The 25210-nt window shown below is 60.9% G+C and carries 26 protein-coding genes and 1 tRNA gene; 20 read left to right on the top strand and 7 right to left on the bottom strand.

Annotated elements, in window-relative coordinates:
* Window positions 1-150: 150 nt before the first annotated feature.
* Together A0251_RS00255 and A0251_RS00250 are read right to left on the bottom strand one after the other, a co-directional pair.
* A complete protein-coding gene (locus A0251_RS00255) occupies window positions 151-780 on the bottom strand; it encodes a class I SAM-dependent methyltransferase (RefSeq protein ID WP_062814853.1) in 630 nt (209 codons plus the stop codon).
* Window positions 781-1872 (bottom strand): alpha/beta fold hydrolase, encoded by a 1092-nt coding sequence (locus A0251_RS00250; protein ID WP_062814852.1) that lies wholly within the window; start codon window positions 1870-1872, stop codon window positions 781-783.
* A 213-nt stretch (window positions 1873-2085) separates the two neighbouring features.
* Here A0251_RS00250 and A0251_RS00245 point away from each other — a divergent pair, with 213 nt between their 5' ends.
* A complete protein-coding gene (locus tag A0251_RS00245; RefSeq protein WP_062814851.1) occupies window positions 2086-2316 on the top strand; it encodes a hypothetical protein in 231 nt (76 codons plus the stop codon).
* A 45-nt stretch (window positions 2317-2361) separates the two neighbouring features.
* On the opposite strand, the gene A0251_RS00240 is transcribed toward A0251_RS00245, so the two are convergent.
* Window positions 2362-3060 carry an HNH endonuclease gene (locus A0251_RS00240; RefSeq protein WP_062814850.1) on the bottom strand — a complete coding sequence of 233 codons (699 nt, stop codon included), beginning with the start codon at window positions 3058-3060 and terminating at the stop codon, window positions 2362-2364.
* Between the two features lie 264 nt (window positions 3061-3324).
* Here A0251_RS00240 and A0251_RS00235 point away from each other — a divergent pair, with 264 nt between their 5' ends.
* The 5 genes from A0251_RS00235 (at window position 3325) to A0251_RS00215 (ending at window position 6733) form a co-directional block, all read left to right on the top strand.
* A complete protein-coding gene (locus A0251_RS00235; RefSeq protein WP_062814849.1) occupies window positions 3325-3936 on the top strand; it encodes a hypothetical protein in 612 nt (203 codons plus the stop codon).
* A complete protein-coding gene (locus A0251_RS00230) occupies window positions 3936-4538 on the top strand; it encodes a hypothetical protein (protein ID WP_062814848.1) in 603 nt (200 codons plus the stop codon). The genes A0251_RS00235 and A0251_RS00230 overlap by 1 nt, the downstream gene beginning before the upstream one ends.
* A 61-nt stretch (window positions 4539-4599) precedes the next feature.
* A complete protein-coding gene (locus A0251_RS00225; RefSeq protein ID WP_062814847.1) occupies window positions 4600-4869 on the top strand; it encodes a hypothetical protein in 270 nt (89 codons plus the stop codon).
* On the top strand, window positions 4866-5123 hold the full coding sequence (locus A0251_RS00220) for a hypothetical protein (RefSeq protein WP_062814846.1): 258 nt from the start codon (window positions 4866-4868) through the stop codon (window positions 5121-5123). The genes A0251_RS00225 and A0251_RS00220 overlap by 4 nt, the downstream gene beginning before the upstream one ends.
* Window positions 5120-6733, top strand: a complete 1614-nt coding sequence (locus A0251_RS00215; RefSeq protein ID WP_062814845.1) for a PepSY domain-containing protein — start codon at window positions 5120-5122, stop codon at window positions 6731-6733. The genes A0251_RS00220 and A0251_RS00215 overlap by 4 nt, the downstream gene beginning before the upstream one ends.
* Window positions 6734-6823: 90 nt before the next feature.
* Here the strand turns inward: A0251_RS00215 and A0251_RS00210 are convergent, their stop codons facing one another.
* Complete coding sequence (locus A0251_RS00210) at window positions 6824-7732, bottom strand: fatty acid desaturase (RefSeq protein ID WP_062814844.1); 909 nt, start codon at window positions 7730-7732, stop codon at window positions 6824-6826.
* Window positions 7733-7862: 130 nt separating this feature from the next.
* Between A0251_RS00210 and A0251_RS00205 the strand changes: the two genes are divergently transcribed.
* A complete protein-coding gene (locus A0251_RS00205) occupies window positions 7863-8882 on the top strand; it encodes an AraC family transcriptional regulator (protein WP_062814843.1) in 1020 nt (339 codons plus the stop codon).
* A gap of 54 nt (window positions 8883-8936) precedes the next feature.
* Here the strand turns inward: A0251_RS00205 and A0251_RS00200 are convergent.
* Window positions 8937-9013 (bottom strand) — tRNA-Arg (locus A0251_RS00200).
* A gap of 271 nt (window positions 9014-9284) precedes the next feature.
* Here A0251_RS00200 and A0251_RS00195 point away from each other — a divergent pair.
* The 6 genes from A0251_RS00195 to A0251_RS00170 all read left to right on the top strand — a co-directional run bounded on the left by A0251_RS00195 (window position 9285) and on the right by A0251_RS00170 (window position 15095).
* On the top strand, window positions 9285-9614 hold the full coding sequence (locus tag A0251_RS00195) for a multidrug efflux SMR transporter (protein ID WP_062814842.1): 330 nt from the start codon (window positions 9285-9287) through the stop codon (window positions 9612-9614).
* A 117-nt stretch (window positions 9615-9731) separates the two neighbouring features.
* Window positions 9732-10421 carry a response regulator transcription factor gene (locus tag A0251_RS00190; RefSeq protein WP_062814841.1) on the top strand — a complete coding sequence of 230 codons (690 nt, stop codon included), beginning with the start codon at window positions 9732-9734 and terminating at the stop codon, window positions 10419-10421.
* 4 nt (window positions 10422-10425) lie between these two features.
* A complete protein-coding gene (locus tag A0251_RS00185; protein WP_062814840.1) occupies window positions 10426-11508 on the top strand; it encodes a FecR domain-containing protein in 1083 nt (360 codons plus the stop codon).
* A 3-nt stretch (window positions 11509-11511) separates the two neighbouring features.
* On the top strand, window positions 11512-14106 hold the full coding sequence (locus tag A0251_RS00180; RefSeq protein WP_062814839.1) for a CHASE2 domain-containing protein: 2595 nt from the start codon (window positions 11512-11514) through the stop codon (window positions 14104-14106).
* Window positions 14107-14283: 177 nt separating this feature from the next.
* Window positions 14284-14742, top strand: a complete 459-nt coding sequence (locus A0251_RS00175; protein ID WP_062814838.1) for a cytochrome c5 family protein — start codon at window positions 14284-14286, stop codon at window positions 14740-14742.
* A gap of 2 nt (window positions 14743-14744) precedes the next feature.
* Window positions 14745-15095: a cytochrome c5 family protein gene (locus A0251_RS00170; RefSeq protein WP_231874126.1), complete on the top strand. Its 351-nt coding sequence runs from the start codon at window positions 14745-14747 to the stop codon at window positions 15093-15095.
* 311 nt (window positions 15096-15406) lie between these two features.
* On the opposite strand, the gene rep is transcribed toward A0251_RS00170, so the two are convergent.
* Window positions 15407-17428 carry a DNA helicase Rep gene (rep, locus tag A0251_RS00160; RefSeq protein ID WP_062814835.1) on the bottom strand — a complete coding sequence of 674 codons (2022 nt, stop codon included), beginning with the start codon at window positions 17426-17428 and terminating at the stop codon, window positions 15407-15409.
* A 74-nt stretch (window positions 17429-17502) separates the two neighbouring features.
* Between rep and A0251_RS00155 the strand changes: the two genes are divergently transcribed.
* The 3 genes from A0251_RS00155 (at window position 17503) to A0251_RS00145 (ending at window position 19354) form a co-directional block, all read left to right on the top strand.
* On the top strand, window positions 17503-18234 hold the full coding sequence (locus tag A0251_RS00155; RefSeq protein WP_231865991.1) for a pseudouridine synthase: 732 nt from the start codon (window positions 17503-17505) through the stop codon (window positions 18232-18234).
* A 180-nt stretch (window positions 18235-18414) separates the two neighbouring features.
* Entirely contained in the window at window positions 18415-18945 is a 531-nt protein-coding gene (locus tag A0251_RS00150) for a macro domain-containing protein (RefSeq protein WP_062814834.1), read from the top strand.
* Between the two features lie 118 nt (window positions 18946-19063).
* Entirely contained in the window at window positions 19064-19354 is a 291-nt protein-coding gene (locus A0251_RS00145; RefSeq protein WP_062814833.1) for an antibiotic biosynthesis monooxygenase, read from the top strand.
* 245 nt (window positions 19355-19599) lie between these two features.
* Here the strand turns inward: A0251_RS00145 and A0251_RS00140 are convergent, their stop codons facing one another.
* Entirely contained in the window at window positions 19600-20658 is a 1059-nt protein-coding gene (locus A0251_RS00140; RefSeq protein WP_062814832.1) for an acyl-CoA desaturase, read from the bottom strand.
* A 137-nt stretch (window positions 20659-20795) separates the two neighbouring features.
* Between A0251_RS00140 and A0251_RS00135 the strand changes: the two genes are divergently transcribed.
* The 4 genes from A0251_RS00135 (at window position 20796) to A0251_RS00120 (ending at window position 24672) form a co-directional block, all read left to right on the top strand.
* On the top strand, window positions 20796-21824 hold the full coding sequence (locus tag A0251_RS00135; protein WP_062814831.1) for an AraC family transcriptional regulator: 1029 nt from the start codon (window positions 20796-20798) through the stop codon (window positions 21822-21824).
* 315 nt (window positions 21825-22139) lie between these two features.
* A complete protein-coding gene (locus A0251_RS00130) occupies window positions 22140-22628 on the top strand; it encodes an NUDIX hydrolase (protein ID WP_062814830.1) in 489 nt (162 codons plus the stop codon).
* A gap of 73 nt (window positions 22629-22701) precedes the next feature.
* Entirely contained in the window at window positions 22702-23457 is a 756-nt protein-coding gene (locus tag A0251_RS00125; RefSeq protein ID WP_062814829.1) for an SDR family NAD(P)-dependent oxidoreductase, read from the top strand.
* Between the two features lie 18 nt (window positions 23458-23475).
* On the top strand, window positions 23476-24672 hold the full coding sequence (locus A0251_RS00120) for an acyl-CoA dehydrogenase family protein (protein ID WP_062814828.1): 1197 nt from the start codon (window positions 23476-23478) through the stop codon (window positions 24670-24672).
* Window positions 24673-25210 lie beyond the last annotated feature (538 nt).

Below are 25210 nucleotides of genomic sequence, written 5' to 3'. Positions count from 1 at the left end.
TCTCGCGCGGCAGGCGATCATCATCGTACCGTTGGCGCTGCTGGCGGTGGGCGTGGCAGTGATCGTAGCGGGGTAGTCTAGGGAACCTCTGAATAACTCCTTGCATGCTCAGCGTGGCCTGAAGCGTGCAAGGAGTTATTCAGAGGTTCCCTAGATCTTCTGCATCAACACCACAGGATTCCCTGTCAGCGTCACTTCCCAGCCCTGCTGCCGGGCCAGCCAGGCGAAGGTCTCCGGCTGCCAGAAGCACACGTGGGTGGGGTCGCGGCGATAATGCCAGTTGGGGAAGGCATCATCGTCGATCAGCCAGCGGGTCATGATGCCCAGCCAGCCGCCCGGTTTCACCAGGCGGGCAAATTGCTGCCACTCTCGGGCAGGGTGATGCAGGTGCTCCACCACCTCCGTGCAAGTCACAAAATCGTATTGCGAGTCCAGTTGTCCCCGGTTCGGGGCATAGATCGGATCATAGGTCTGGCAGGAAAAACCCCGTTCTTCCAGCATCTGTGCCAGTGCCGGGCCCGGCCCGCAGCCAAAGTCCAGGCCGCCATCGCCGGGCTTCAGCCGCTCGCAAAGCGGGTCGGCCAGCTGGGCCAGAAAGCCCCGGTATCCGGGGTCCGCCGGGTTATTGTCATGCAAGTCGTACTGGGCCTTTTCCGTGTCCGCATCGGGCAGTCTGGCCGGGTCTTCAAAGGTCAGCCGACAAGTCTCGCAGCGGAAATAGTCGCGGCTTTCTACCCGGGCAAACGGCCGTGCCGGGCTCTCACAGAGCGTGCATCGCATTTACGCCTCCAGCCACCGCTGGATGCGCGCATAGGTACGGCTTTCCTCAATCATGGTCATGTGCCCCATCTGGTAGAACAGCTCCCGGGTCAGCCGTTCCGCTTCAGGGTAGAGGCGCGTGGCCAGGCCGCTGTCCACGGTCACCAGCCAGTCCCCGCGGGGTTGGGGGTGGCCCGGCTCGCTGACACTGCCGGCGATGAATAACTGCTCCACCTGGGTATCCAGCGGCACCTTGCTGCTGGGACGGGACTCGTCCAGAGGCCGGTCACGCCACTGGTCTTCCAGGACATAACCGAAGCGCAGGTCGCGGATGCCATCGGAGCGCAGGTTGGCGAGCCGCATCAGGGGGCGTGAATACGGTGTGGCGCCGAGCAGACGGTTGGCCTGGTTGCCGGCACGCTCCAGCAGAGCGCCCTGGTGCGGCGACCCCAGGCAGGCCAGATGGGTGACCTTGTCGGTCCAGGCGTCGCCGCGCTGGCGGCCCTGATGCAGGGCGCTGCGGGCCACCAGTCCGCCCATGGAGTGGCCGATCAGAATCACCCGCTGCGGCAGGACGGTATGCGCCAGCAGCCCTGCCAGCTTGCGGCCATTATCGGAAATATGCAGGCCGGTGTTATAGCGCAGGTAGCGGACATCGGCTTTCAGTTCGGTGCGGGCCCAGTGGTTGAAGGCATCTGCCGCCGGGTTGCTCCAGCAGGCATCGTTCATGCACAGGCCATGTAAAAAGACCACAAGTGTGTCGCCCTGAACCGGGCCGGTGGGCAGTAATGTCATCCGCAGGGCATAGGGACTGTTCTGTTCCGCCAGCAGTTGCCCGAAAACCCCGTTGACGATGCTTTGCAGATCCAGGCTGTCGCGCAGTTCCCGGTTCGGGTCCGCCAGCAGGTCGGCCATGCCTGCCACGTTGCCCGCCTGGCGGAAACCGTAGCGAATCAGGTTGTAGACCATCGGTGCGGGGGTGTAATCGTTGCCGCGCAAGCCAAACGGGTTGGCCACAGCACCATGAATATCCTGTACCACCTGGGTGATTTCATTGCCTACACGGGTGACCAGTTGCGCCAGTCCGCCCACATTACGGCCTAATTGTTTCATGGGTTCTCCTTGTCCTGACCGCATCATAGCAGGGAGTGGCCGGCCTGTCGGAACCCCTGGAGTGGGCGTGCGTAAATGGCTGCATCCGCACAAGACAGGCAACGTAATGATTCGTAAAATGGCCCTGCTTTGCGCGTTAATTCTTGGGTTTTGACGTGGGATGGCTTTACAGTCAGGGATGTTCGAATCACTGATACTTCAAGGAGTGAGTCTATGCGTACTTTCGGTAAAGTAATTCTGGCTGCCCTGTTTGCCTTTTCCGCCCTGCTTGTCGGGTGCGACAGTAACGATGGGCCGGTGGAGAAAGCCGGTGAAAAAGTGGATGAAGCAGTAGACTCCATGAACCCGCAAGGTCCCATGGAAGAAATGGGCGAAGATCTCGATAACGCCTATGAAAGTGCGGAAGAATCCGCAGAGAGCATGAAGGACGCTGCCGAGCAATAAAAGCCGCGTTTTCATGTTGAAAAAGCCGCCTTCGGGCGGCTTTTTTTATGGGCGCTTTTGGGCCACCTGGCAGGTCGCCAGCAATGACTCAATGGCCTGTTGTTCCGGTGGCGTTATCAGCAACTGATAGCGCTGTTTGATGCCTTGCCAGTGTTGCCCGTACTGGCACCAGTAGCTGCGGTTTTCCGGTAGCCACTGGTCCGGGCTGCTGGCCCCTTTACTGCGGTTGGCGCTGGCTGACACCGGCAACAGGTTGGCGGGGTCATTGGCAAACTGGCGTCGCAAGCTCTCATCCCAGCGATCACCCCCATGGCCGTGTGCATGGCGCAGGGGGACCCGATGATCGATATCCAGCTCGCTGGCGGAAGTAAAAACGGTGTCGCTGTAAGGGTCATGCCAGCGACCGGTGGCCACGGTGCAACGGTCATCCCGGGTAAAGGTAACCGGCACCTGGCTGGTGGCAATCAGTATCTCTGCGCGGGTGTCCTGGCAGTCCCCATCCTGGTCCAGCCAGTGGGGCCAGTCCTTGCGTTCGTAGAGACCGGAAAAGGCCCGGTTCTGCTCGCGGGCTTCCTGTTCCGCTTGCTGTTGCTGACGATGCAGGGTCAGGCAGGGTTCACGGTGGCAATGATAGCTGCCGGTGGCCCGGTCGATGTGTCCGCCCTGGCTGTCCAGGCCGCCGGGATGGCTGTGGGCAAGACTGGCGATCACGAAAAGCAGGGCAGCGAAAGGGCGGGTGGGCAATGGAGGTCCTGCAAGAAAAGCGATGATCTGACTAGGATATCAGCGTACATACCGGTAGGCGATATCTTACAGTGCAAATTCAGGCAACCATCCGGTAGCAGCAAGATACAAACGGCAACGAGGCAAAACGAAATTCCACTGTGGATAGCACCGGCCCGCCGCTAGAGTGATCCTGCCGGGTTTTGGCCGTCGAATGCGCGTGCCGGAACCGGGTTTATGAGTTGCAGTGCATATTAAGCAGTAGCAGTTGCAGGAGTTTCGGGTATGGCAAGCCAGTCGGAAACGGATCGTTGGCGTCAGCAGGAGTTGGCACTTACCGCCGTGGAGCATCGCCTTCAGGCGCTGGGTGAGTATCTGGCGGTGTATCGCGCCAGCTATGCCTCCAGTGGTGAGGGGCGACATTACGCCAGGGTGCGGATGCTGCGTCAGGACATCGGCCGCTTGCGTGCCTGGTGGTGGTACCTGCATGCCACCCGCAGGGGGGCGTCCTGGTTGCCTCTGTTGCACCGCCTGGTGGACTTGCTGGCGATGTTTGTCAGTCCGGTTCGGCGGGGTGGACGGCGGCGCCATTCTTCCGGGATGTTGCGTCATCTCACCAGTCACAGCCTGATTGAGCGAGCCTACGCGGCATTGGAGGAGGATATGCAAGGGCAGTTGCTCACCGTGCGACTGGCCCAGTACCAACGCCCCACCGATAGTCGTAGCCGGGAAATCAGCCTGCTGCAGCATCAGCTGGAGGAAGTGGCGGCCCTGCGGCGATGCGGGCTGCCTGAGCCGCGCCGGCTCACGGCCATCTGCCATATCCTCTATCGGGTAATGACGGTGCGCCAATGGCTGGGCCTGCAGTTGCCACTGGCCAACCAGGTGGATCGTTGATGTTGGCTGCGAATCGACTGGCTCCGGCACTGGAAAGCTTGCCTCGGGTATTTGCCCTGTCAGACCTGAAGCAATTATTGCCCGGGGAAGAAGATCAGGCTCTGGATGTGGCGCTGCGCTGGCTGGAAGCGGGGGTCATCAAGCAGGTGGCACCGCCCCGCCCGGTTTTCTTCAAGGTCATCCTGGGTGAAGAACTGGACGAGGTGGATCGTTGTCGAGCCTTGCTGCGGGCCTTTCCCTCCCTGGTGATGGTGGCCGGCTCGGTCCTCTGGCGCCAGGGGCTCAGTGCCCAGCGTGATACCTTGCTGGAGTGTTGTGTGTCGGAAAAAGAGCTGAGCTGCAACTTGCCGGGTGTTGCCCTGCGCTGGCGGCCGCCGGCCTGGTGGGTGGCGGTGAGACAGGCTGGCGGTATTGCCGGTGATCATCACGGCGTGGCCATGCTGACCCCGGAAATGGCCCTGGCGGATGCCGCGGCGTTCCGGGATGTGTGGATGCCCGACCGGGATGCGGTGGACTGGAATCAGTTGTCCACGGCCAGACTCAGCGAAGCCACCCAGCAGCTGTTGCCGCTGCGCGACGAGGGCGCGAGCCGTACCGTTTGACGCGCCCCGGCAGACTGGTATTAAATGAGAACCATTATCAGTATTTCAGGGTTCTTCTCCCATGTGGTTTGCCGTTCTGGCCACCCTGGCCAGCGTTGTCCTTTTTTATCTCAGTGATCGCCAGCAGCGCTGGCTGAAGCAACCGCTACCAGCCATGGTGCGCCTGCTGGCTGTATTGCTGCTGGCTGCTGCCACGGCGCTGTGGATACTCAGTCTGGGGGTAGGCGTAGGGCTCTTTGTGGCGCTCTGGGTGTTTGTCCTGCCGGCGATGCTGTTGCCGTTGATGGCCGGTCATTACCGCGACAGCTTCCAGCGGAGGGTGCGCGGATGAGATATGCCCTGGGCACCGTGCTCAGTCTCCCCCTGTCCCTGATGCTGATCGGCCTGCTGGCGGCGGCTCTGCCGATGCCGTGGCAGGAGTGGCTGGTGCTGCAGTTGGTTGCCGCCGTGCTGCTGTGGATGTTGCTGGTGCTGCTGGTGGCGCTGCCGGCGAAGGCCAAACCGATTCTTGTGGCGCTGGGGGTGGCGAATCTGGCCGCCTGGCTGGCCCTTCAGGCCACCCCGCTATATGGAGTCGGGGCATGAAGGGTGAGCGTTTGCGCCGGATGGTCGATCTCCATGCCTGGGTAGGCATGGTCAGTGGTCTGGCACTGTTTGTGGCGTTTTTCGCCGGTGCCATCAATGTGTTTCATCATGAACTGCATCATTGGCAGGAGGCCCACTACGGGGAACCGGCTTCTGTGCCCATGGGCATGGACGGGTTGCTGGAACAGGTCACCGGTCAGTATCCGGATGCCCGCAAGCGGTTGTACCTGCTGCCGGATGCGGAAGATCCGGGGGTCATGTGGTTCGAGTCCTCGGAGGGCGACTGGGTCACCGCCCATGCCACGGACTTCAATGCCGAGGGAGTCCGCGAAGACGTGCCCCGCTCGGCCCTGGCGGATTTCATCAACGAGTTGCATTTTGCCCTTGGCATTCCCAATCCGGGCTGGCCGATCAATATCGGCATGACCTTCATGGGCCTGATCTCGGTGATGTACGGGGTCGCCCTGTTCAGCGGGTTGCTGATCCACTGGCCGAAAATCCGCAAGGAATTCTTTGCCCTCAAGCACGAGGGCAACATGCGTCGTTACTGGAAAAACCTGCATAACGTGATCGGCATCATCAGCTTTCCGTTTCACCTGATCATGTCGGTGACCGGGGCCGCCATGGGCATGTTCACCGTGGTGGCGGTGCTGTTGGGGGCGCTGGTGTTCGGCCCCCAGTTGCGCGGGGTCATCACGGAAGAGACAGAAGTATGGCCGGCGGTGGACAGCCAGGGCGACACCGTGACCATGCCGTTGATGGAAGACGTGTTGTCCGCGGCCCGCAATGAACTTCCGGATCTGACCGTGGACTGGCTGGAAATCCGCGGCTACGGCGATGCCGCTGGCTGGATCGATGTGGCCGGCTCCGTGCCCGGGTATCTGGGGCACCATGCCCACGTGGTCCTGGACCCGACCCTGGGACCGTTACGGGTGATTGCGCCAGAGCAGCGCAGTTTCAACTTTGCCAGCTTGTCCCCGGTTTACTCCCTGCACTTCGGTGACTACGGGGGCTTGCTGGTGAAACTGTTGTACTTCGCCCTGGGGTTGCTGGGCTCCTTGCTGTTTGTCTCCGGCAACATTCTCTGGTGTGAGCGTCGCTCGGACCGCACCGGTCCCGGGCGCTCATCGGCCTTTCTGTTACGTCTGACCCTGGGCGTTTGTGCCGGCGTGGTGATCGGCATTGCCTTCAGTTTCCTGGCCAGCAAGCTGTTACCCCATACCCCGCTGGCGGGCCTGGTGGCCGTGGCGGAACGGGGGGTGTTTGCCGTTATCCTGGTATTGCTGGTGGCCTGGAGTCTGCGCGCGTCGCCGTTGCGGTTCAGTAGTCAGATGCTGCGTATGGCACCATTCTGTTACCTGGCCATTCCCCTGTTGCAGACTGTGCTGGAAGGCAGCCATGCCTGGCTGGAAGCGGATAACCGTCTGGTGAATCTCTTGTTGCTGGCGGTGGCAGCCTGCCTGTGGGTGGTGCGGCGCCAGTTCCGCAAGCGGATCCGTCAGGCTGAGCCGCACCCCCTGTGGGTGGGCAAGGTTTCCGGTGATAACCCCAAGCACCTCACTGAAACCGAGCGGGAAGCCGGTACGGTGGCGTCGGATTCAGCGTCTTGACGTCGATGACCGCAGAAAAAAAGGGCCGGAAAATCCGGCCCTTTTTTATTGGCAGTCCGTTTGTTTGAGACGTGCCGGGACTGTGCAGGCTCAATCGGCAGGCATCTGCTCAGCGGTGTTTGAGGGCGCGACCGGCAAGCGGGAAAATATGCCGATGATTGGCGTGCCCTGGGCCTGAAGAATCGGCGCGATGTCCCGATGCAGAGCGTGATAACGGTAAAAGGGCACTCGCGGGAACAGGTGATGGATGGAATGCAGGTTTTGTCCCAGCCAGAACCACTCCAGCGGTTTCATCCAGCGTGGCATGATCAGGCTGTTGGTATTGCGGTAGCGCTCGCTGACCTTGTAAGGATGGTGCGGGCGATAGGCAAACCAGTAGGCCGTGAAAAGGCCGCCGAGATAGTAGCCAAGCAGAATCACCGCCACGGTGCCGGGCTGGTCGACCATGGCCAGAAAGGCAATGCGCCAGCCCAGCGAGACCACCAGCTCGGCGCTGTAAATCAGCTTTTCTTTCAGTGATGCACTGCCCCAGCTGTGCTGCACAAAAAAGGTATTCTGCACCCACTGAAATCGCAGTCCGGCTGCCAGAAAGCTAAGGGGCCCGCTCTGCATTCCGCTGATAATGAAATCCGGGTCCTTGTCCGGCTGGTTGGTAAAGCGATGATGGGTGAAATGTTCGATGCGGTGTGAGGCATAGGGGATGGCGATGATCGGCGCCACCAGATACCCGCACAGGTCATTGACCCATTTATGTCTGTCGTTATTTCCATGGATGTTGCCGTGGGCCGCCTCATGCAATGGGGTGTAGGACATATACGTCAGTGCCGCGACCAGCAGACAGGCGCCCCAGGCGGGCAGGGAACCACTGGCGAACAGGGCAAGCGTGGCAACGAAGGCGGCTACCACGGCGGCGGTCAGTAACATTGTCGGCCAGGCGGTTTTCCCCATATAGTGCTTGGCGCAGGCAATGGCCTGCTTGTTCAATGCGGCTGAATCCATGGTGTTGCCTCTTGTGGGTATCATCAGCCTCAACACTACGGTGCCGCGACAACAGCCGGAATAGCCACCGTGGCCAATCGCCCTGCATTCGTGGCCAGAGTGTGACCGGGCGGTATCTGCGGGATCGCTAATGCAGCATTCAGATGACAAGTTCCATCCCGTGGCCATCAGTCAGGTCATGCTCAACTTCGCCCAGCGTCATGGCATTGACCGGCAAACCTGCTTGCTGGGCACTGGCATTGCCGAGGCCGAATTGTCCAGCGGCGAAGGGCTGGTGACCCGCACCCAGGAAATGCGTCTTATCGAAAACCTCATGCTGGCCCTGCCATCTGTAGGGGTAGGGGGTTTTGAGCTGGGCCTGCAATACAACCTGGCCACCTTCGGGGTGTGGGGATTTGCCCTACGCACCTGCAAGACCCTGCGCGATGCTGTCACCCTGGGCATACGCTATCTGCCGCTGAGCACCGCCTACTGCCGGATTTCGGTCTGTGAGGAAGGCGATATCTTTGGCGTGATCTTCGACCCGGACCCGATACCGCCCCACCTGCGCCAGTTTCTGCTCGAGCGGGACATGGCCACGGCGATCAATCTGGTCAGGGAAATCACCCTTCAGGGGGTGGCGTTCCAGGGGATTGAGTTCACCGGCGAACCGGATGTGGCGGACTCCGTGGTGTCGTCGCTATGTGGTCTGACGCCCACCTTTCATGCCCGTGCCAACCGGCTCCTGGTCAACCGTGCCGGGGCCAGCCAGCCGTTCCCCGGCTATGATCCGGTGCTTACCCGCATGCTTGAACAGCAATGCCGACAGCGTATGGAGACCGTGGAAAGCAGTGGCATTGCCGGTAAGGTGCGCCAGAAACTGCTCGGCAACCTGGGGCTGGGGGCGACGCTCAATGACATGGCCGGCGAGCTGGCACTGTCTGCGCGCAGCCTGCGCCGCAAACTGGAACAGGAGGGCACCAGCTACCGGGACCTGGTCGAAGAAGAGCGGCGCCAACTGGCACTGCAGTTGCTCAGGAGCACCGCCATGAAAATTGAGGAAGTGGCTGCCCATCTGGGCTACACCGACGCCGGGGGATTTGTGCGCGCCTTTCGGCGCTGGCAGGGCTGTTCACCCAGCGAGTACCGGTCGGAGGGGGCAGGGGAATAGCCGGTCAGGACAATAAAAAAGGGGCGTCCTGAACAGGAAGCCCCTTTTTTAATATGGCACGCCCGAGAGGATTCGAACCTCTGACCTTTGCCTCCGGAGGGCAACGCTCTATCCAGCTGAGCTACGGGCGCAAAACCGGTTGCAGAGGGTTGAACGAGGTTGCTCCGTTCCGACCGTCTGCAGATGAAGAACTTGGGGGTTCAACGGGCGCGAATGATAGCCGGTTGTGGCGTTGGCGTCCATGGATGGGATGCAATGTGGGCGCAGATGCTTATAATCTGCGCGCGATGTGCCATCTGGGCCGTCACCACTCCGCAGTCTGCCTCTTTCGGGTTTCCGGTAGCGCTGCCTTTCCTTACGAGCCCGTGTCCGTGAAACGACAAGCGTATCGGAGGAAACAGGATGAACCTGTACTGGATTGTGTTATTACTGGCAGTGATTGTGGAAATCGCCTGGGCCATGAGCCTCAAGTGGATCCAGATGCAGCCCGGAGTCGCGTCCATCGGCACGTCGCTGGTGCTCACCGCGCTCAATATGCTGATGCTTTCCTATGCCATGAAGGGCATACCGGTAGGCACTGCCTACGCGGTCTGGACCGGTCTCGGGGCGGTGGGAATTACCCTGCTGGGCATCCTGTTCTTCAAGGATCCGGCTACCCTGTCCCGTCTGGCCTTCATGGGGCTGGTAGTGATCGGTATCGTCGGCCTCAAACTGACCGCATCGCCAGCCTGATGGTGCTTTCGGCCTCGCACGTCGGTGCTGTCCATTTTACAATCTTTTCCCGTGATACCCCCGATAAATCGGTACCCTCTTCGGGCAGATGTTGGCCGCCAACTGATGGAGAAAACTGTGCGCATTGCTTATCTGGAAGATGACATGGCTCAGGCTGAGCTTGTCACTCACTGGCTTAAGGAAGCGGGCCATAACTGTATTCACCTGGCCAGCGGGCGCGAGTTCATGTCCCTGTTACGGCGCGACACCTTCGACATCCTGGTGCTGGATTGGGAAGTGCCGGATATGAACGGCTATGCCGTGCTGGAGGAAGTCCGGGCCAGCGGTAACCGCACGCCGGTGCTGTTTGCCACCCAGCGTGACGACGAGTCTTCCATTGTGGGGGCTCTCTCCCAGGGCGCGGACGACTATATGGTCAAACCTACCAAGCAAGCGGAATTGCTGGCCCGGATAGCCGCCCTTGGGCGCCGGGCGGGGGTATCGGATATGGATGATGAAACGGCCCTGACAGTGGGGCCCTGGACAGTGGACCGATCGCGACGGCAGATTTTGCTGGCGGACGAGCCGGTGAAGCTCACCGACAAGGATTATGAGCTCGCCAGCTATCTGTTCCAGAATGTGGGCAAGCTGATGAGCCGTGCCCATCTGCTGGAAAAGGTCTGGGGCATCATGACCCCGATCGAATCACGAACCGTGGATGTGCATATCAGCCGCATCAGACGCAGCCTGCAGATTCGCCCGGAGCAGGGCTACCGCATCAAGACGGTCTACCAGCATGGTTACCGTCTGGAGCCGATTGAGGAATAACGCTATGAGGGTCTGGTTGTGTGCAGCCTTGCTGCTGGGACTGACGACTGCCGCAGCAGCATCGGACGACTGGCATTACACGCTGCGCCCCGGGGATACCCTCTGGAAGGTCTGCCAGCAATTTGCCCAGCAACCGGCGTCCTGTTGGCGAGATCTGGCCAGCCATAATTCCCTGGCAGACCCTCACAGCGTGGAACCGGGCCAGAATCTGCTCGTGCCGATCGCCTGGCTCAAGGAAAAGCCGATCCCGGCCCGCGTGGTTGCGGTGACCGGTGAGGTGATGCTGTATCCCGCCGCCGGCGGCGAGGCCCGACAAGTGCAGAGCGGGGAGCAGGTGGCCTTCGGTGATGCGCTGGAAACCGCCGCCGGCGGCAGTGCCCGCCTGGAGTTCGCTGACCAGTCCGAAGTGGTGATCAAGCCGGCCAGCCTGCTGGTGGTGAATCGCTATCGCCGTTTTCTGGATCAACAGGGCGAGCAGACCGAGCTACGCCTTGAGCGAGGCAATATCCGTAACCGGGTAACCCCGGCAAGCAACGACGATCGCACTTTCAAGGTCTTCACCCCCGGTGCGGTGGCGGCGGTGCGTGGTACCGAGTACTACGTGAGTGTGGATGCCGGTGAAACTACCCGCAACGAGGTGGTGGATGGCCGGGTGGATGTCAGTGCTCGTGGAACCCGTCGTGATGTGCAGGCCGGCTTCGCCACCCTGGCAAGACTGGATGAGCCGCCTATCGAGCCGGTTCCCCTGTTGCCTGCGCCGTCGGTGGAGCTGACCGCTTCCCATCAGGGCGTCACAGCGGTATGGCCCACCCAATCGGATGCGGCAAGCTACTGGCTGGAATGGTATCGCCAGGACGACAAGGCACTGTTGGGGCAGGCGTCCCTTCAGGCGGGCCAATGGCAGCAGGCGCTGCCGGAGGGCGATTATCGCCTGCTGGTACGTGCGGTGGATGAGAATGGTCTGCGTGGCCACGAAAGCTGGACCGATTTCTCCATTGAGGCCGCCCCGGAGCCTGTGGCGGAAAAGGATTCCAAATGGGACCTCTGGGTCTTCCTCGGCGGGGCCGCATTGTTGCTGGCGCTGTAATAGATGCGCTCGCGCCTCAATGCCTATCAGCGTCGCTATCTGGCGGAACACATTTCGGTGCTGTTTCTGGTAGTGGGTCTCTGTGCCCTGCTGAGTATCAGTGGGGCCTTGTCTTTTATTGATCGCTACATCTACGACAACCTTCTCAAAACCCTCCCTGACGATCCCTCCCCGGACCTGGTTATCGTCGGCATTGACGAATACAGCCTGCGGGAAATTGGCCGCTGGCCCTGGGATCGTAAAGTTCATGCCCGGCTGATCAACCGCCTCACCGAGATGGGCGCCCGGGCGATACTGGTGGACCTGATCCTGTCCGAGCCGGACCGCAACAACCCGGATTCCGATCTCGCCCTGGTGCAGGCCATGGCGGCCAATGGCCATGTCTACCTGCCGGTGCACGTGGAGCAACTGCGCGCTGGCGGTCAGCTCATCGAAGTCCTGCCCTATGCGCCTTTTGCCCGGGCTGCCGCAGGTTTAGGCCATGTGGACCTGGAACTGGACAGCGACGGAGTGGCCCGTTCCGTGTATATGCGCTCCGGTATCGGCCAGGCCTGGTGGCCCCATATCACCCAGACCCTGCTGATTCAGGAGGGGATGCTGCCGGAGAACACTTTCCCGGCCAACAAGGGCGAAGAGTTCTCCGGGCTGGCCAATGTGCGCCGTTACCATCGCTATTTACCCTTTGTCAGCGGGCCCAACAGCTATCCGCAGGTATCGGCGGTGGAGCTACTGGATAACCTGATCCCGGAACAGCTGATCCGTGACAAGATCGTGTTGATTGGTGCCACCGCAGCCGGTCTCGGCGACATGCTGCCCACCCCCATGGCCAGTCAGGGGGAGTTGATGGCCGGCGTGGAGGTCAATGCCAATTTGCTGGATGCCCTGCGCGCGGATCGCTTGATCCGGGAACTGCCCATGAGCAGTGTGCTGGTGTTGGGCACCATGCTGGCCCTGCTGGCGCCGCTGCTGCTGCCCTATGTGCTGCCGCGCTGGAGTATTCCCCTGGTGGGCGGGGTGATTTTGCTCTGCCTGCTGACAAGCATGGTGGTGCTGATCGTGCTGCGCCTGTGGTTCCCGCCCTCCGGGGCCATGGCGGCGGCGTTGATGGCGTACCCGTTGTGGACCTGGCGACGTCTGGAATATTCCCTGTCCTACATGCGTCATGCCCTTGAGCGGTTGTCCGAATACAGTGACCTGAACCAGCGGCTGACACGGCCATCCAGCCTGGAGCAAATGGGGCGCATGTTTGACCAGGTGTTACCGGTACGTGCCTGGCGGCTGCTGGGCGGCGAGAAACCCTGCCGGGGTGGTGACAGTCTGCCGGCGGCCACCTGGAAAGGCGCTCTGGCGCGCCAGTATCGGTTCAAGCATGCCGGTCGCCGCTACGAACTGGACCTGGTCTGGCATAAAGCCCTGCATGCGGACACCTATGATTACTGGGTGCGGGCCATGCTGGTGCGAGTGCGTACCCATGCGCCCACCGTCGGGCCCCGCTATGAAGTGCTGGAAAAACATATCGACCGTCTGCGTCGGGAAGAGGATCGCCAGGAAGCCCTGACGCGGTTCTTCCAGGTGACCCTGGCGCAAATCCGTGAAGGGGTGGTTATTGCGGATGCCTGTGGGGTGATCGTCTACGCCAATCCCCAGGCGTCCTTTCTGCTGGGGCTGGAAATAGGGGCCTTGGATGCGGGGCAGCCCACTGTCACAGACCTGGGCAGAGAGCTGGAACTGCGAGAACACAGTTGGGATGAGCTGTTATGCCAGGCGTTGGCGGAAGGCCGTACCCAGCTGGAATGCCGCAATCGTCAGGGAGCCGATCTCTACCTGGATATGCTGCTGGTGCATGCCGGTGACAATCCGGGGCGGATGATGATTATCTCCTTCAAGGACATCAGCGATGTGAAACAGGCCATGCGGGCCCGTTCTGAAATGCTGGATTTCCTCTCACACGACCTGCGTTCCCCCATGGTATCGGTGTTGGCGCTTACCGAGAAAATGCGTCAGCAGGGTGAGGGTCAGTCCCTCGGAGAGTTCCTCGACAACGTGCAACATTATGCCCAGCGCAACCTGAACATCGCCGAGCAATTCCTCCAGCTGGCGCGGGTGGAAGCGGTGGAATCGGTGGAAATGAACGAGCAGGACATGCTTGATGTGGTGGAGAGTGCCATTGATATGGTGCAGATCCAGGCCCAGCAGGCGGAGATCACCCTGCGCTTTGATTACGACCCCCATCAGGAGGTCTGGGTGCTGGGCAATAACGAATTGCTCGAGCGTCTGATGGTGAACCTGCTCACCAATGCCATCAAATACAGCCATGCGGGGAGTTCCGTGGACGTGCGCCTGTATGCCCGGGAGGAGGCCGTGGTCTGTGAGGTCCGTGACCGGGGCGTGGGCATTCCGCCGGAATTCCAGGAGCGACTGTTCCAGCGCTTTAGCCGGGCCAGCACCAGCGGCGGCGCGCGTACCCGCGGGGCGGGCATGGGGTTGCGCTTCGTCAAGGTGGTGACCGAACGCCATGGCGGCGACATCCAGGTGGACAGTGTGGTCAACGAAGGCAGCCGCTTCACCCTGTCATTACCCCGTATCGAAATACACTAGACCTGTTCGCTGCCGGGCCGGGCAGTCATGGCATGGCGCACCGGTTTTCCCCTGTCGCAGGACTCCCGGCCACAGTCGATACATCAAGCATTTTGTCCCTACGCCCTGAGCGGGTATAATCGCCGGCGCAGCGCCCTCGGGCGAAACACAGAGAATAGAGGTGGAATCGTGAAAAAGATGCTGACTGCCAGCCTGGTACTGGTCGCTACCCTGTTTGCCGCCGGTAGCGTGGCTGCAAAGAGCACCAAGGAAATCTCCCCTTACCCGCTGGGTGAGCGCTCTGTATTCAGCGAGCGAGCCACCGCCGAGCGTCTTGAGCCGGTAGGGTCTGTGTGCGTCGAGGGTGATGAGTGCGGCAGCGCTGCCGCTGCCACAGAAGAAGTGGCCAGTGGTCCGCGCAGTGGTGAGCAGGTGCATCAGTCTGCCTGTGCCGCCTGTCATGCCACCGGTGCAGCCGGTGCCCCCAAGACCGGTGTGGCTGCGGAGTGGAGTGCCCGTATTGCCAAGGGCAACGCCACCCTGGTCAAGCATGCCATCGAAGGCTTCAACGCCATGCCGCCCAAGGGTATGTGCATGGATTGCTCTGACGACGAGATCAAGGCCGCCGTCGAGTACATGGTCGAGCAGAGTCAATAATCTTGCTGCGTTCCCTGGGAATCCTGCTGTCGGCCCTGTGGCTGGCAGCCTGTTCCGACGATAGCGCCCCGGCCGCCGCTGCGGATGTTTCGCAGGCGCGCGACGGGGCGCAGTTGTACCGCCAATACTGTGTCACCTGCCACGGCTCCGGCGCACTTGGCGCTCCCAAAGTTGGCAAGGAACATCGCCTCTACTGGTCCCACGAAATCGAAGAAGAAGGTTTCGACACCATCGTCAGCGAGGCCATCGCCGGCATCAACTCCATGCCCCCCCGTGGAGGCTGCTTCGACTGCAGCGACGAGGAAGTCCGCAACGCTGTCATCTACATGCTGCAGCTCAGCGGCGCCAAGTAGACTCCTGATTCTCCCCGTGCCGTAGGAGCGTCGCTCGCGGCGCGATAGCCAGGGGCATTCTGCCCCAAGCTGTTTCGAAGCCGCTGTAGGAGCTCCTCTTGAGGGGCGAACCGAGCGTAGCGAGGCAGCATAGCTTGGCGGGATCGCAAGCTATGCTATTCCTGATCACCCTGCCGGCGATTTCCAGGCTGATGCGTGGTTCGCCCCTCAAGAGGAGCTCCTACAGCGGCGGCGTAGAAAGCGTGGAGGTGTTTGCAAGATACGGGTATCGCGCCGCGAGCGACGCTCCTACGGAAAGGGGGTGGTAAGGTTCAATCCAGTAACGCCCGAAGATTGGCGATGCTGGCTTCTGCCACCGCATCTTCCTTGGCTTCATCCTTCTGAATGCCGATGCCCAGATAGTCGATATCCTCCTGGGGCATTTCGTCCACGAAGCGGCTGGCGGTGGTGTCGATTTTTTCGCCGTACTGTTTGCGGGTCAGGGCCTGGGTCATGGCCAGGGTTTCCCGGGCGCGGGTGATACCCACGTACATCAGTCGGCGTTCCTCGACGATGTTGTCTTCTTCGATGCTGGTGCGGTGGGGAAGGAATTCCTCTTCCACGCCCATCATGTAGACGTGGGGGAATTCCAGCCCCTTGGACGCGTGCAGGGTCATCAGTTGGACCCGGTCGGAGTCGTCTTCTTCCTGTTGCTGCTCAAGCATGTCCAGCAGAACCAGTTTCTTGATGACGGATTCCAGGTCGCTGGCACCGTCTTCTTCGTCTTCCTGCTTTTCCAGCATGCGTTCAATGCTGCGCACCAGTTGCCAGATATTTTCAATATTTTTTTCGCCGATGCGCGGACTGGAGGCGTTCTGCATCAGCCAGCCTTCATAGTCCATGTCGGTGATCAGTTCCTGCACTGCCTGCAGGCTGTTGTGGCCGAAACAGAACTGCCGTTTGGCATCCAGCCAGGCCTTGAACGCCTGCAGCTTCTCGGCAGCCTTGGGGCTCATGACGTCACTGAGGGCAATGTCGTCACAGACATGGTAAAGCCCCTGTCCTCGCTTCAGTGCCCACGTAGCGAGTTTTTCCAGGGTGGCCGGGCCGATCTCCCGGCGCGGAGTGTTGATGATGCGCAGGAAGGCGTTGTCGTCGTCCGGATTCACCAGCAAGCGCAGGTAGCACATCAAATCCTTGATCTCGCTGCGCGAGAAAAAACTTTTTCCCCCGGATACCTTGTAGGGAATCGACAGACTCTGCAGTTTCATTTCCAGAATCCGTGACTGGAAATTGCCGCGATACAGCACCGCAAAGTCCTTCCACTTCAGACCCTGTTGAAGACGGCGGTGGAAGATGTCGCTGGCAATCCATTCGGTTTCCGCTTCTTCATCGCGCAGGGCGGAAAAGCGGATCGGCTCACCGTAGCCATAATCGGACCAAAGGCTTTTTTCGAATTCGTGGGGATTGTTGGCGATGACCGTGTTGGCGGCTTTCAGGATGCGACCGGTGGAGCGGTAATTCTGTTCCAGCTTGACCACTTTCAGGGTCGGCCAGTCCTGCTGCAATTGCGCCAGGTTTTCCGGGCGGGCACCGCGCCAGGCGTAGATGGACTGGTCGTCATCGCCCACCACGGTGAACTTGCCCGCCGGCAGGGTGAGCATCTTTACCATTTCGTACTGGGCGCCGTTGGTGTCCTGGTATTCATCCACCAGCAGGTACTGGATGCGGTTGCGCCACTTTTCCAGGATGCGCGGTTGTTCGCGGAACATGCGCGCCGGCATCAGGATCAGATCGTCGAAATCCACGGCATTACAAACCCGCAGCATGCGGTCGTAACCGCCGTAGGCCATGGCAGCGCGCAGATCCTCATCGGTCTCGGCGGTACTGACCGCTTCTTCCGGCAGCACCAGGGCGTTCTTCCAGTCGGAAATCCGCTTGTGGATCACATCCACCGCGTCCAGATCCCGTTCCGATTCTCCCTGGCGCAGAATCTCTTTGAGGATTTCCTTGCTGTCGGCGCCGTCGAGGATAGAGAAGCCGCTGCGCAGGCCGCAGGCCTTCAGCTCTGATTTGAGAATACGCAGGCCCAGGTTGTGGAAGGTGGAGACAATCAGCCCGCGGGTCAGGTCCCGGCTCACCAGCGACTGTACCCGCTCTTTCATTTCCCGGGCGGCCTTGTTGGTAAAGGTCACCGCGGCGATATGGCGGGCCGACATGCCCCGTTCCTGGATCAGCCAGGCGATCTTGCGGGTGATCACGCTGGTCTTCCCGGAACCCGCCCCGGCCAATACCAGCAGAGGGCCATCGGCGTAATGCACGGCTTCCTGCTGGCGGGGGTTGAGCTTACTCATAGGGCTCCGGAAAAGCTGGGGGGTGACATCGGGCCGCTATGATACCAGCGATGGCCCTGCACTCCAGACACCTTATGTCGGTTATCATGACGGTTTCCCCGGTAACGGTTTTGCCCATGCGTCTGGACTATTTTCTCGCCCACAGTGCCGGCCTCACCCGCAAGGAGGCCAAACAGCTGATCAGTCGCGGTGCGGTCACCGTGGAAGGTGAGGCGCGCCCGAAAGCCAACCTGCAACTGCGGGACGGGCAGGGTGTCTGGCTGCATGGTGAACCGGTGCAATTGCCGGGCCACCGTTATCTGATGCTGCACAAGCCGGCGGGGGTGGTGTGCTCCACGGATGACCCGGAGCATCGCACCGTACTGGACCTGCTGCCTGCGGAGCTGCGCCAGGATCTGCATCCAGCGGGCCGCCTGGATCGGGACACTACCGGTCTGGTGCTGTTGACCACGGATGGCCAGTGGTCCCACCGGCTCACCTCGCCAAATCACCAGTGCGACAAACGCTACCGGGTAACCTGCGCGGATCCGGTCAGCGACGAAGACCTGCAGGCCCTGCGCGACGGCATCCAGCTGCGCGGTGAAGACCGCCCCACGTTGCCCGCCGGAGCGGACCGTGTGGATGCGCATCAGTTGCTGCTGACCATTCACGAAGGGCGTTACCATCAGGTCAAACGGATGCTGGCGGCGAGGGGCAACAAGGTGGTGGCCCTGCATCGTGAGCAGATCGGCGAGATCGCGCTGGATGTGGCGCTGGCGCCGGGGGAGTTCCGGGCCCTGAGCGAGGAAGAGATTCACAGTCTGTAAGGTTTTCCGCAGGAGCGTCGCTGGCGGCGCGATAAACCCGGTAGCGAGTAACGAGTTTCGAGAAGCGCAAACCTGTCCTGCCTGGCATCCGGTTTGGCCTTTCGAAACGCGCTTCCCGCAACTCGAAGCCGATTGGACCGCCCGCTACGCTCCTGCGGAAAAAACGTAAAGGAGGTTGCCATGACACAGCGCCAATTCGATGCCGTCACCGTGGAAACCGTGCAGGGCGATATCGCCAACCAGCCGGATCTGGATGCCATCGTTAACGCTGCCAACGCCGAGTTACGCATCGGCGGTGGGGTGGCCGGTGCCATTCACCGGGCTGCCGGCCCGGGTCTTGAGCAGGAGTGCATCCCGCTGGGCCCCATTCGCCCGGGCGACGCGGTGATCTCCGCTGGTCACAACCTGCCCAACGCCCATGTGATTCATTGTCTCGGTCCGGTTTACGGACGGGATGAACCGTCGGACCAGTTATTGGCGTCCTGCTATCGACAAGCGCTGATGCTTGCGGACCGGAACGGCATCGCCGGGCTCGGTTTTCCGGCGATTTCTACCGGGATATTCGGTTATCCGTTGGCGGAGGCAGCGCAGGTGGCGTTGCAGACGGTCCGTGATACCGCACCAACCCTGGAAACGGTGCAGCGGGTGCGCTTCGTGCTGTTCAGCGATGCCGACCTTGCCGTTTTCGACAGGGCATTAAAGGAGCTGTAGGAGCGTAGCGCAGTCACGTATCGCATTCCGCGCGGCCCGAGGGAAATACCGTGCTGTCATAGCGAAAGAGGGAGGTGTTCGCCATGCGAGCATAGCTCCTACAAAACAGGGAGAGTCAATGTACGCCGTGATTTTTACCGCCACCGTGGGCGATCAGGACAGCCGCTACCGGAAAATGGCCGGGCAGTTACGGGATCTGGCCATGGCCGATTTCGGTTGCACGGATTTCATCAGCGTCACGGAAGGGGAGCAGGAAATTGCCCTCTCCTATTGGCCGGATGAGGTCTCCATCAAGGCCTGGAAACAGCAGGCCGAACACCGGGTCGCCCAACAGCTGGGCCAGGAGGGCTGGTACACACACTACAAGGTGGAAGTGGTGAAAATCCTGCGGGCCTATGACGGTCCGTGAATCTCCGCCAAGGAGCGTCGCTGGCGGCGCGATCACCAGCGACGTTTAAAGCGAAGCCGCTGTAGGAGTTCCTCTTGAGGGACGAACTCGAGCCTGAGCGAGGGAGCGGGCTTGCGGGTGCCACCAGATCACTCTGGCGACGCCTGGCACTCTTGATCGCCCTGCGGGCGATTTCCACGCTGACGCGTGGTTCGTCCCTCAAGAGGAACTCCTACAGCGGCTTTGTAGATGCCGCGGGGGCCCGCTTAGTTCAACTGCCCCTGCAATTCCATCACATCCACAGTCCGCTCCCGGTTAAGGGGATCGACCAGGGTGCTGGCATCCTGATAGACGCGCGGGGTCTTGTAGAGCATGGCCACCGCTTTGACATGGCTGGGGCAGACATAACGTTCCGGCATTTCCCGCTGCAGCCAGGCGCGCACTTTCGGGGCCTGATCGGAGCCCATCTTGGGAAACAGGTGGTGCTCCACATGATGGCTGAAGTGGAAATGCAGGGGATCGATCCAGCGCCAGGCGCGCACGCTCATGGAATTGTCCACCGGGTGGTTGTTGTCCATCTGCGGGCGCAGCATGTGGTTGGTGAGAATGTAGCTCTGGCCAATGAAGTTGATGATCATCATCGGGATCAACACGGTGAAGATCGCCAGAGGGCCGGACACGATCGCCAGGGCAATCCACGCCGCCATGCACAGGTAGGACTGGAAGATCGCTTTGCCACGATTGAAGCCTTTGAATTCTTCGCGCTTGCGGGTCTGCATGCGCAGCACCAGCTGGCCGTGGAACATGAAGGAATAGAACAGGAACAGGAAGCTGTACCAGGTGCGGCCACCCGGGGCCAGTTTGGTGAAGTTGGCGGTCGCCGGGTGTTTTTCGTAACGGTACAGGGTGCCGAAGGAATCCGGATCCTTGTCGCCCAGGTTGGTATGGGCGTGGTGGGCCACGTTATGCCAGCGGCGCCAGAATTCCGGGGGGACTAGCGCCGGGCCAAAGCCGATCCAGCCGAGGAAGTTCTGCATGCGCTTGCTCATGCCCAGCGCACCATGCAGCACTTCGTGGGCCAGCAGGGCCTGGCAGGCCAGGGTATGGCCGGCCAGGATGGCCAGCAGCAGGTTGCCCCACCAGGGCAGGCTCAGCATCAGGATGGCGGCGATGCTGCCGATGATGATGGCGCTCATGGGAATAAACCACAGGGCGCGCAGCGGACGGGCCTTGAAGGTGGAAGGGCCCAGATCCTTTTTCACTGCGTCGCGGATGGCGCGGGCGTCATCGGCGCCGAAATGACGGCTGTAAGCAGGTTCTTGCATGGGTCATGTCCTTGGCGGTTCAGGCCGGGAAATTCGGATGCAGGCATTCTGGTGAACCGTGGTGCCGGAACGAAGTGCAGGGCTGGACAGAAATCAGTCATTTTCGGACAGGGGCAAAAGTAGCGTATAGTAAGCGCATGAATCACGAGCGCTTTATACAACTGGACCCTGGTACAGGCCGTTCTCCGGTCCCCGTCAACTATGTGCGCAACCTGGTGGAACTGATCGCCGAGGTGGGCGTGGATACCCGGCGGTTACTCTCTCAGGTGGGCCTGAGCGAGGATGAGGTCTATAACCCGGAACCTGCCCTGCGTTTCGAGCAATTCCGCAGGGTCATGGTGGGCGCCCGTGAAATGACCGGTGATCCGGCTCTTGGCCTGGCTCTGGGGCAGCAATTGACCCTCACCGCCCATGGCCTGCTCGGCTATGCCGCCATCAGCAGTGCAGATCTGGGTGATGCCCTGCGGTTGCTGGAGCGTTATTTCCGTACCCGTACCCGCCTTTGTGTTCCCCGCATCGAGCCGTCCCAGGAAGGCGTGCGCTTCTGCCTGGTGGAGAGTGTGCCGCTGGGGGATATCCGTGAAACCTACCTGGAAGTGGTGGTGGCTGCGGTGGTTGGCGGTATCCGTTATCTGCTCGGGGAGCGCTTCCAGGGGGCTGTCCTGGAATTACCCTATGCGGCGCCGGCCCACGCGCAGCGCTATCGGGAATTGCTGGCCATGCCAGTGGAGTTCGGTGCCGACGTGGCGGCGTTGCGGTTGCCCAAGGCGCTGCTCAGCGAGCGTTTTACCCTGTCCGATCCGGCGTCCCGGCAGATGGCCGCGCAGAAATGCGAGGAAGAGCTGCAACGCCTGGAAGCGGACCAGGACTGGGCCAGCCGTGTCCGTGCCCGGCTGATGCAGGCGGAAGGCATGCTGCCCAGTCTGGAACAGCTGGCCAGCAATTTTCACGTTACCTCCCGCACCCTGCGCCGTTATCTCAATGCCCTGGGAGTCAGCTATCGGTCCCTGCTGGAAGAAGTGCGTATGACCAAGGCCATGGGCTATCTGCAGGCCAATATCACCGTGCAGCAGGTGGCCTCGAAACTGGGCTACGCGGACCCCAGCAATTTTGCCCGCGCCTTTCGCAAATGGACCGGCCACCCGCCCAGCCACTTCCAGCCGTAAATTTTTTTACCACAGAGGTCACTGAGATCACTGAGGTAAAACCTCAGGGCGGCCAGCTGTGTGGGGAATGGGTTCCTGTAGGAGTTCCCTTCCAGGGGATGAATCGCGTGACGCGGGGCGGCAACCTGTCTTCTTCAACAAACCCGGCGAAACCGGATTGGGTTTCCCCAATTTCTTTTTCTTTCGCGCTGACGCGCGCGGTTCGTCCCCTGGAAGGGAGCGGCTGCATAAAGGTATTCCCTGGCCTTTTCCCTGTAGCAATCCCTTTCTCATGACGATAGTGTTCCTGTCCGCGTCAGCCGAAAACAGCATCCCATGAGCAACAGCGAACCGGTCCTTCTGGTCAGCCGGCACAACCAACCCCGCGGCAGCTGCCAGCGTGGCCGCATGCAGCGCCAACGGCTGATTCATCGTGCGTCCTACGTGGTGGTGCGTGATCTGGCCGGGCGTGTATGTGTGCAGCAGCGTGCCGGGGACAAGCATTTCTACCCCGGCCGCTGGGACCTGGCTGCCGGCGGGGTGATGCGGCCCAATGAAACCGTGCCACAGAATTTGTCCCGGGAGTTGTTCGAGGAAGTGGGGGTACAGCGGCACTTTTCCCGTTGGCAGTGGTTTTTCTTTGCCAACCCGCAGCACCAGGTCTGGGGTGCCCTGGCGTCCGTGGTGGTGTGCCCGGATGCGGTGTCCCTGAGTGAGGAAGTGGTGGCCATCGACTGGCTGCCAGCCCGCACCGCCTTAGCCTTGACCGACGCCACCCCCGACACCCGCCACGCGCTTTCCTTACTGTTGTCATCGTCCTGCTGAGCGTTTTCGTCCTTGTGGCCGACAGGCTGGCTGGGTAGCGTCTCTTTCTGATGCAGAAGAGGGTGAGGAAGGTATGTCCCAGCGATTCAGTGTGGCCGGCAAGCGAGTATTGATTACCGGTGCCTCCAGTGGCTTCGGTGCCCACTTTGCCATTGCTCTGGCCGAAGAGGGTGCCGACGTGGTGCTGGCGGCGCGGCGGGTGGAAAAACTGGAAGCCACCGCCGAAGCGGTAAGGGCTCTGGGCCGTGAGGCCACCGTGGTACCCATGGATGTGAGTGATCACGCCAGTGTGGAGGCCGCTTTTGCCCAAATGCCGGCGGTGGATGTGGTGGTCAACAACGCCGGCGTGTCCCATGAGGGGCCCACCGACGAGCTCAGCGAGGAAGACTGGGACAGGGTGGTGGATACCAACCTGAAGGGCGTCTGGGCCGTATCCAAGTTTGCCATTCAACAGTGGCGGCGCGATGGCCGTCCGGGCAGCCTGATCAATATCGCCTCCATCCTCGGTCTGCGTGTGGGTGGCCGGGTGGCCCCCTATACCGCCTCCAAGGCGGCGGTGGTGCAGCTCACCAAATCCCTGGCCCTGGACTTTGCCCGCTACAACATCCGTTGCAATGCCATCTGCCCCGGCTATGTGGAAACCGATATCAACCGGGATTTCTTCAATAGTCCGCTGGCGGAAAAAATGCTCAAGCGGATTCCCTATCGCCGCCTGGGGCAGATCGACGAGCTGGTCGGTCCCCTGTTGTTGCTGGCGTCGGATGCGTCGTCCTACATGACCGGTGCGGTGATCGCCGTGGACGGCGGCCATCTCTGTAATACCCTTTAACCTGACCGAGGACAGATCATGGATTTCTCCCTGAGCCCGGAGCTGGAAAGCCTGCGCCAGCAAGTGGCCGCCTTTGTGGAAGCGGAAATCATGCCGCTGGAAAACGACAAGGCCAATTACGACGACCATGAGAATTTCAAGGAAAGCGTGGTCGATGCCCTGCGTGACAAGGCGAAAGCCGCCGGCCTGTGGGGGTTTCAGTTGCCGAAAGAGAGGGGCGGTCTGGATGTGGGCGTGGCGGGTATGGCGGTGCTCTACGAAGAGGCCGCCCGCAGCCCGTTCGGCCCGGTGGTGTTCAACTGTGCGCCGCCGGATGACGGGACCATGATCCTGCTTAACAAGATTCTCGATGACGAGCAGAAAGCACGCTGGTTGCAGCCGATGATCGATGGCAAGGTGCGTTCCGCCTTTGCCATGACCGAGCCCGATGGCGGTTGTGGCTCGGACCCGTCCCTGACCTATACCTCCGCCACCCGGGAGGGGGACAACTGGATCATCAAGGGCCGCAAGTGGTTTATCACGGGCGCAGAAGGGGCCCAGACCTTTATTCTGATTGCCAAGACCAGCGACGACCCGCGCAAGGGCCTCACCGCTTTTCTGTTTGATGCGGACCAGCCCGGCTGGGAAGTGGTGCGGCGTATTCCCATTATGGGGCCGGAGGAGCATGGCGGCCACTGTGAGCTGAAATTCGATGGCCTGGTGATTCCCGACGAGAATCGTCTGCTGGAAGTGGGCGATGGCCTGAAAGTCACCCAGATCCGTCTTGGTACCGCCCGCCTGACCCACTGCATGCGCTGGCTGGGTCTGGCCAAGCGGTGCATGGAAGAGGCTGCCGGTTATGTGGAAAACCGCATGAGTTTCGGGACCACCCTGGCCGAGCATGAGGGTGTGCAGTGGATGCTGGGCGATGTGGCCAAGGATATCGAAGTGGGCCGCCTGCTCACCATGCAGGCGGCCTGGAAGCTGGACCAGGGCGATTTTGCCAAGAAGGAAATCTCCATGGCCAAGATCCATGTGGCCGATACCCTGCACAAGGCCGCTGATACCGCCATCCAGCTGTGTGGTGCCCGTGGCTATTCCAAAGACACGTTACTGGAGTGGTTCTACCGCTACGCACGTCAGGCCCGGCTTGTCGATGGCGCGAGCGAAGTGCACAAAATGGTGCTGTCCCGTTTCTACCTGAAAGAGAAGCGGGAGTTCTTCAAATGGGGTTAATGCCTCTCTGTCCCTAAGTCCCCCTTCTTTCCCTCCCTGCCGCTGCACGCCCCTCCCCTGGCGTGCAAGGCGGCAGCGCTGGTTTTCCTTGCCCGGGTAGATCATCCAGGCACCCCGGCGGCGGTAACCCGTTATCGCTAATCTCTCCCCGTGGTTTGTTGTGTCTGGCGGCGCTCGCCCTGTCCGGACTTTACCCCTGTGCCCGGCCCGCCGGGCCGATCACTAATGTCAATTTTGAGGTGCTTGTTTTTTCATATTTGTGATAGCCTGCAAAAAAATGACGTGATGCGTGTCACGGATTTTGGTCAGTCTCGACGGCCAGAAACGGGCAAAGCCGTAACCGGTCCCATGGACGGGGCGGCCGTCATTAACAATAAAAAAGACGCACTTCTGTGGGGGAAGTTGCGTGGTTGCCATTTAACGGGTTGTGGGGAAATGCATCATGCTGGATCAATACACCAGACAGCTTTATCTGGAGAGGCTTTTTAGGGGGGTGCTTATCATTGTGCCCCTGTCATTGCTGGCCGTGCTGGTGGCG

Source organism: Alcanivorax sp. NBRC 102024 (assembly GCF_001602235.1).
Classification (GTDB): Bacteria; Pseudomonadota; Gammaproteobacteria; order Pseudomonadales; family Alcanivoracaceae; genus Alcanivorax.
This window is presented reverse-complemented; position numbering and strand designations above follow the sequence as displayed.

Excerpts from the sequence above, each read along its gene's own strand:
- A0251_RS00255 (WP_062814853.1), bottom strand. The coding sequence starts at position 780 with ATGCGATGCACGCTCTGTGAGAGCCCGGCACGGCCGTTTGCCCGGGTA.
- A0251_RS00250 (WP_062814852.1), bottom strand. The coding sequence starts at position 1,872 with ATGAAACAATTAGGCCGTAATGTGGGCGGACTGGCGCAACTGGTCACC.
- A0251_RS00245 (WP_062814851.1), top strand. The coding sequence starts at position 2,086 with ATGCGTACTTTCGGTAAAGTAATTCTGGCTGCCCTGTTTGCCTTTTCC.
- A0251_RS00235 (WP_062814849.1), top strand. The coding sequence starts at position 3,325 with ATGGCAAGCCAGTCGGAAACGGATCGTTGGCGTCAGCAGGAGTTGGCA.
- A0251_RS00230 (WP_062814848.1), top strand. The coding sequence starts at position 3,936 with ATGTTGGCTGCGAATCGACTGGCTCCGGCACTGGAAAGCTTGCCTCGG.
- A0251_RS00225 (WP_062814847.1), top strand. The coding sequence starts at position 4,600 with ATGTGGTTTGCCGTTCTGGCCACCCTGGCCAGCGTTGTCCTTTTTTAT.
- A0251_RS00220 (WP_062814846.1), top strand. The coding sequence starts at position 4,866 with ATGAGATATGCCCTGGGCACCGTGCTCAGTCTCCCCCTGTCCCTGATG.
- A0251_RS00215 (WP_062814845.1), top strand. The coding sequence starts at position 5,120 with ATGAAGGGTGAGCGTTTGCGCCGGATGGTCGATCTCCATGCCTGGGTA.
- A0251_RS00210 (WP_062814844.1), bottom strand. The coding sequence starts at position 7,732 with ATGGATTCAGCCGCATTGAACAAGCAGGCCATTGCCTGCGCCAAGCAC.
- A0251_RS00205 (WP_062814843.1), top strand. The coding sequence starts at position 7,863 with ATGCAGCATTCAGATGACAAGTTCCATCCCGTGGCCATCAGTCAGGTC.
- A0251_RS00195 (WP_062814842.1), top strand. The coding sequence starts at position 9,285 with ATGAACCTGTACTGGATTGTGTTATTACTGGCAGTGATTGTGGAAATC.
- A0251_RS00185 (WP_062814840.1), top strand. The coding sequence starts at position 10,426 with ATGAGGGTCTGGTTGTGTGCAGCCTTGCTGCTGGGACTGACGACTGCC.
- A0251_RS00180 (WP_062814839.1), top strand. The coding sequence starts at position 11,512 with ATGCGCTCGCGCCTCAATGCCTATCAGCGTCGCTATCTGGCGGAACAC.
- A0251_RS00175 (WP_062814838.1), top strand. The coding sequence starts at position 14,284 with ATGCTGACTGCCAGCCTGGTACTGGTCGCTACCCTGTTTGCCGCCGGT.
- rep (WP_062814835.1), bottom strand. The coding sequence starts at position 17,428 with ATGAGTAAGCTCAACCCCCGCCAGCAGGAAGCCGTGCATTACGCCGAT.
- A0251_RS00155 (WP_231865991.1), top strand. The coding sequence starts at position 17,503 with ATGTCGGTTATCATGACGGTTTCCCCGGTAACGGTTTTGCCCATGCGT.
- A0251_RS00150 (WP_062814834.1), top strand. The coding sequence starts at position 18,415 with ATGACACAGCGCCAATTCGATGCCGTCACCGTGGAAACCGTGCAGGGC.
- A0251_RS00145 (WP_062814833.1), top strand. The coding sequence starts at position 19,064 with ATGTACGCCGTGATTTTTACCGCCACCGTGGGCGATCAGGACAGCCGC.
- A0251_RS00140 (WP_062814832.1), bottom strand. The coding sequence starts at position 20,658 with ATGCAAGAACCTGCTTACAGCCGTCATTTCGGCGCCGATGACGCCCGC.
- A0251_RS00135 (WP_062814831.1), top strand. The coding sequence starts at position 20,796 with ATGAATCACGAGCGCTTTATACAACTGGACCCTGGTACAGGCCGTTCT.
- A0251_RS00130 (WP_062814830.1), top strand. The coding sequence starts at position 22,140 with ATGAGCAACAGCGAACCGGTCCTTCTGGTCAGCCGGCACAACCAACCC.
- A0251_RS00125 (WP_062814829.1), top strand. The coding sequence starts at position 22,702 with ATGTCCCAGCGATTCAGTGTGGCCGGCAAGCGAGTATTGATTACCGGT.
- A0251_RS00120 (WP_062814828.1), top strand. The coding sequence starts at position 23,476 with ATGGATTTCTCCCTGAGCCCGGAGCTGGAAAGCCTGCGCCAGCAAGTG.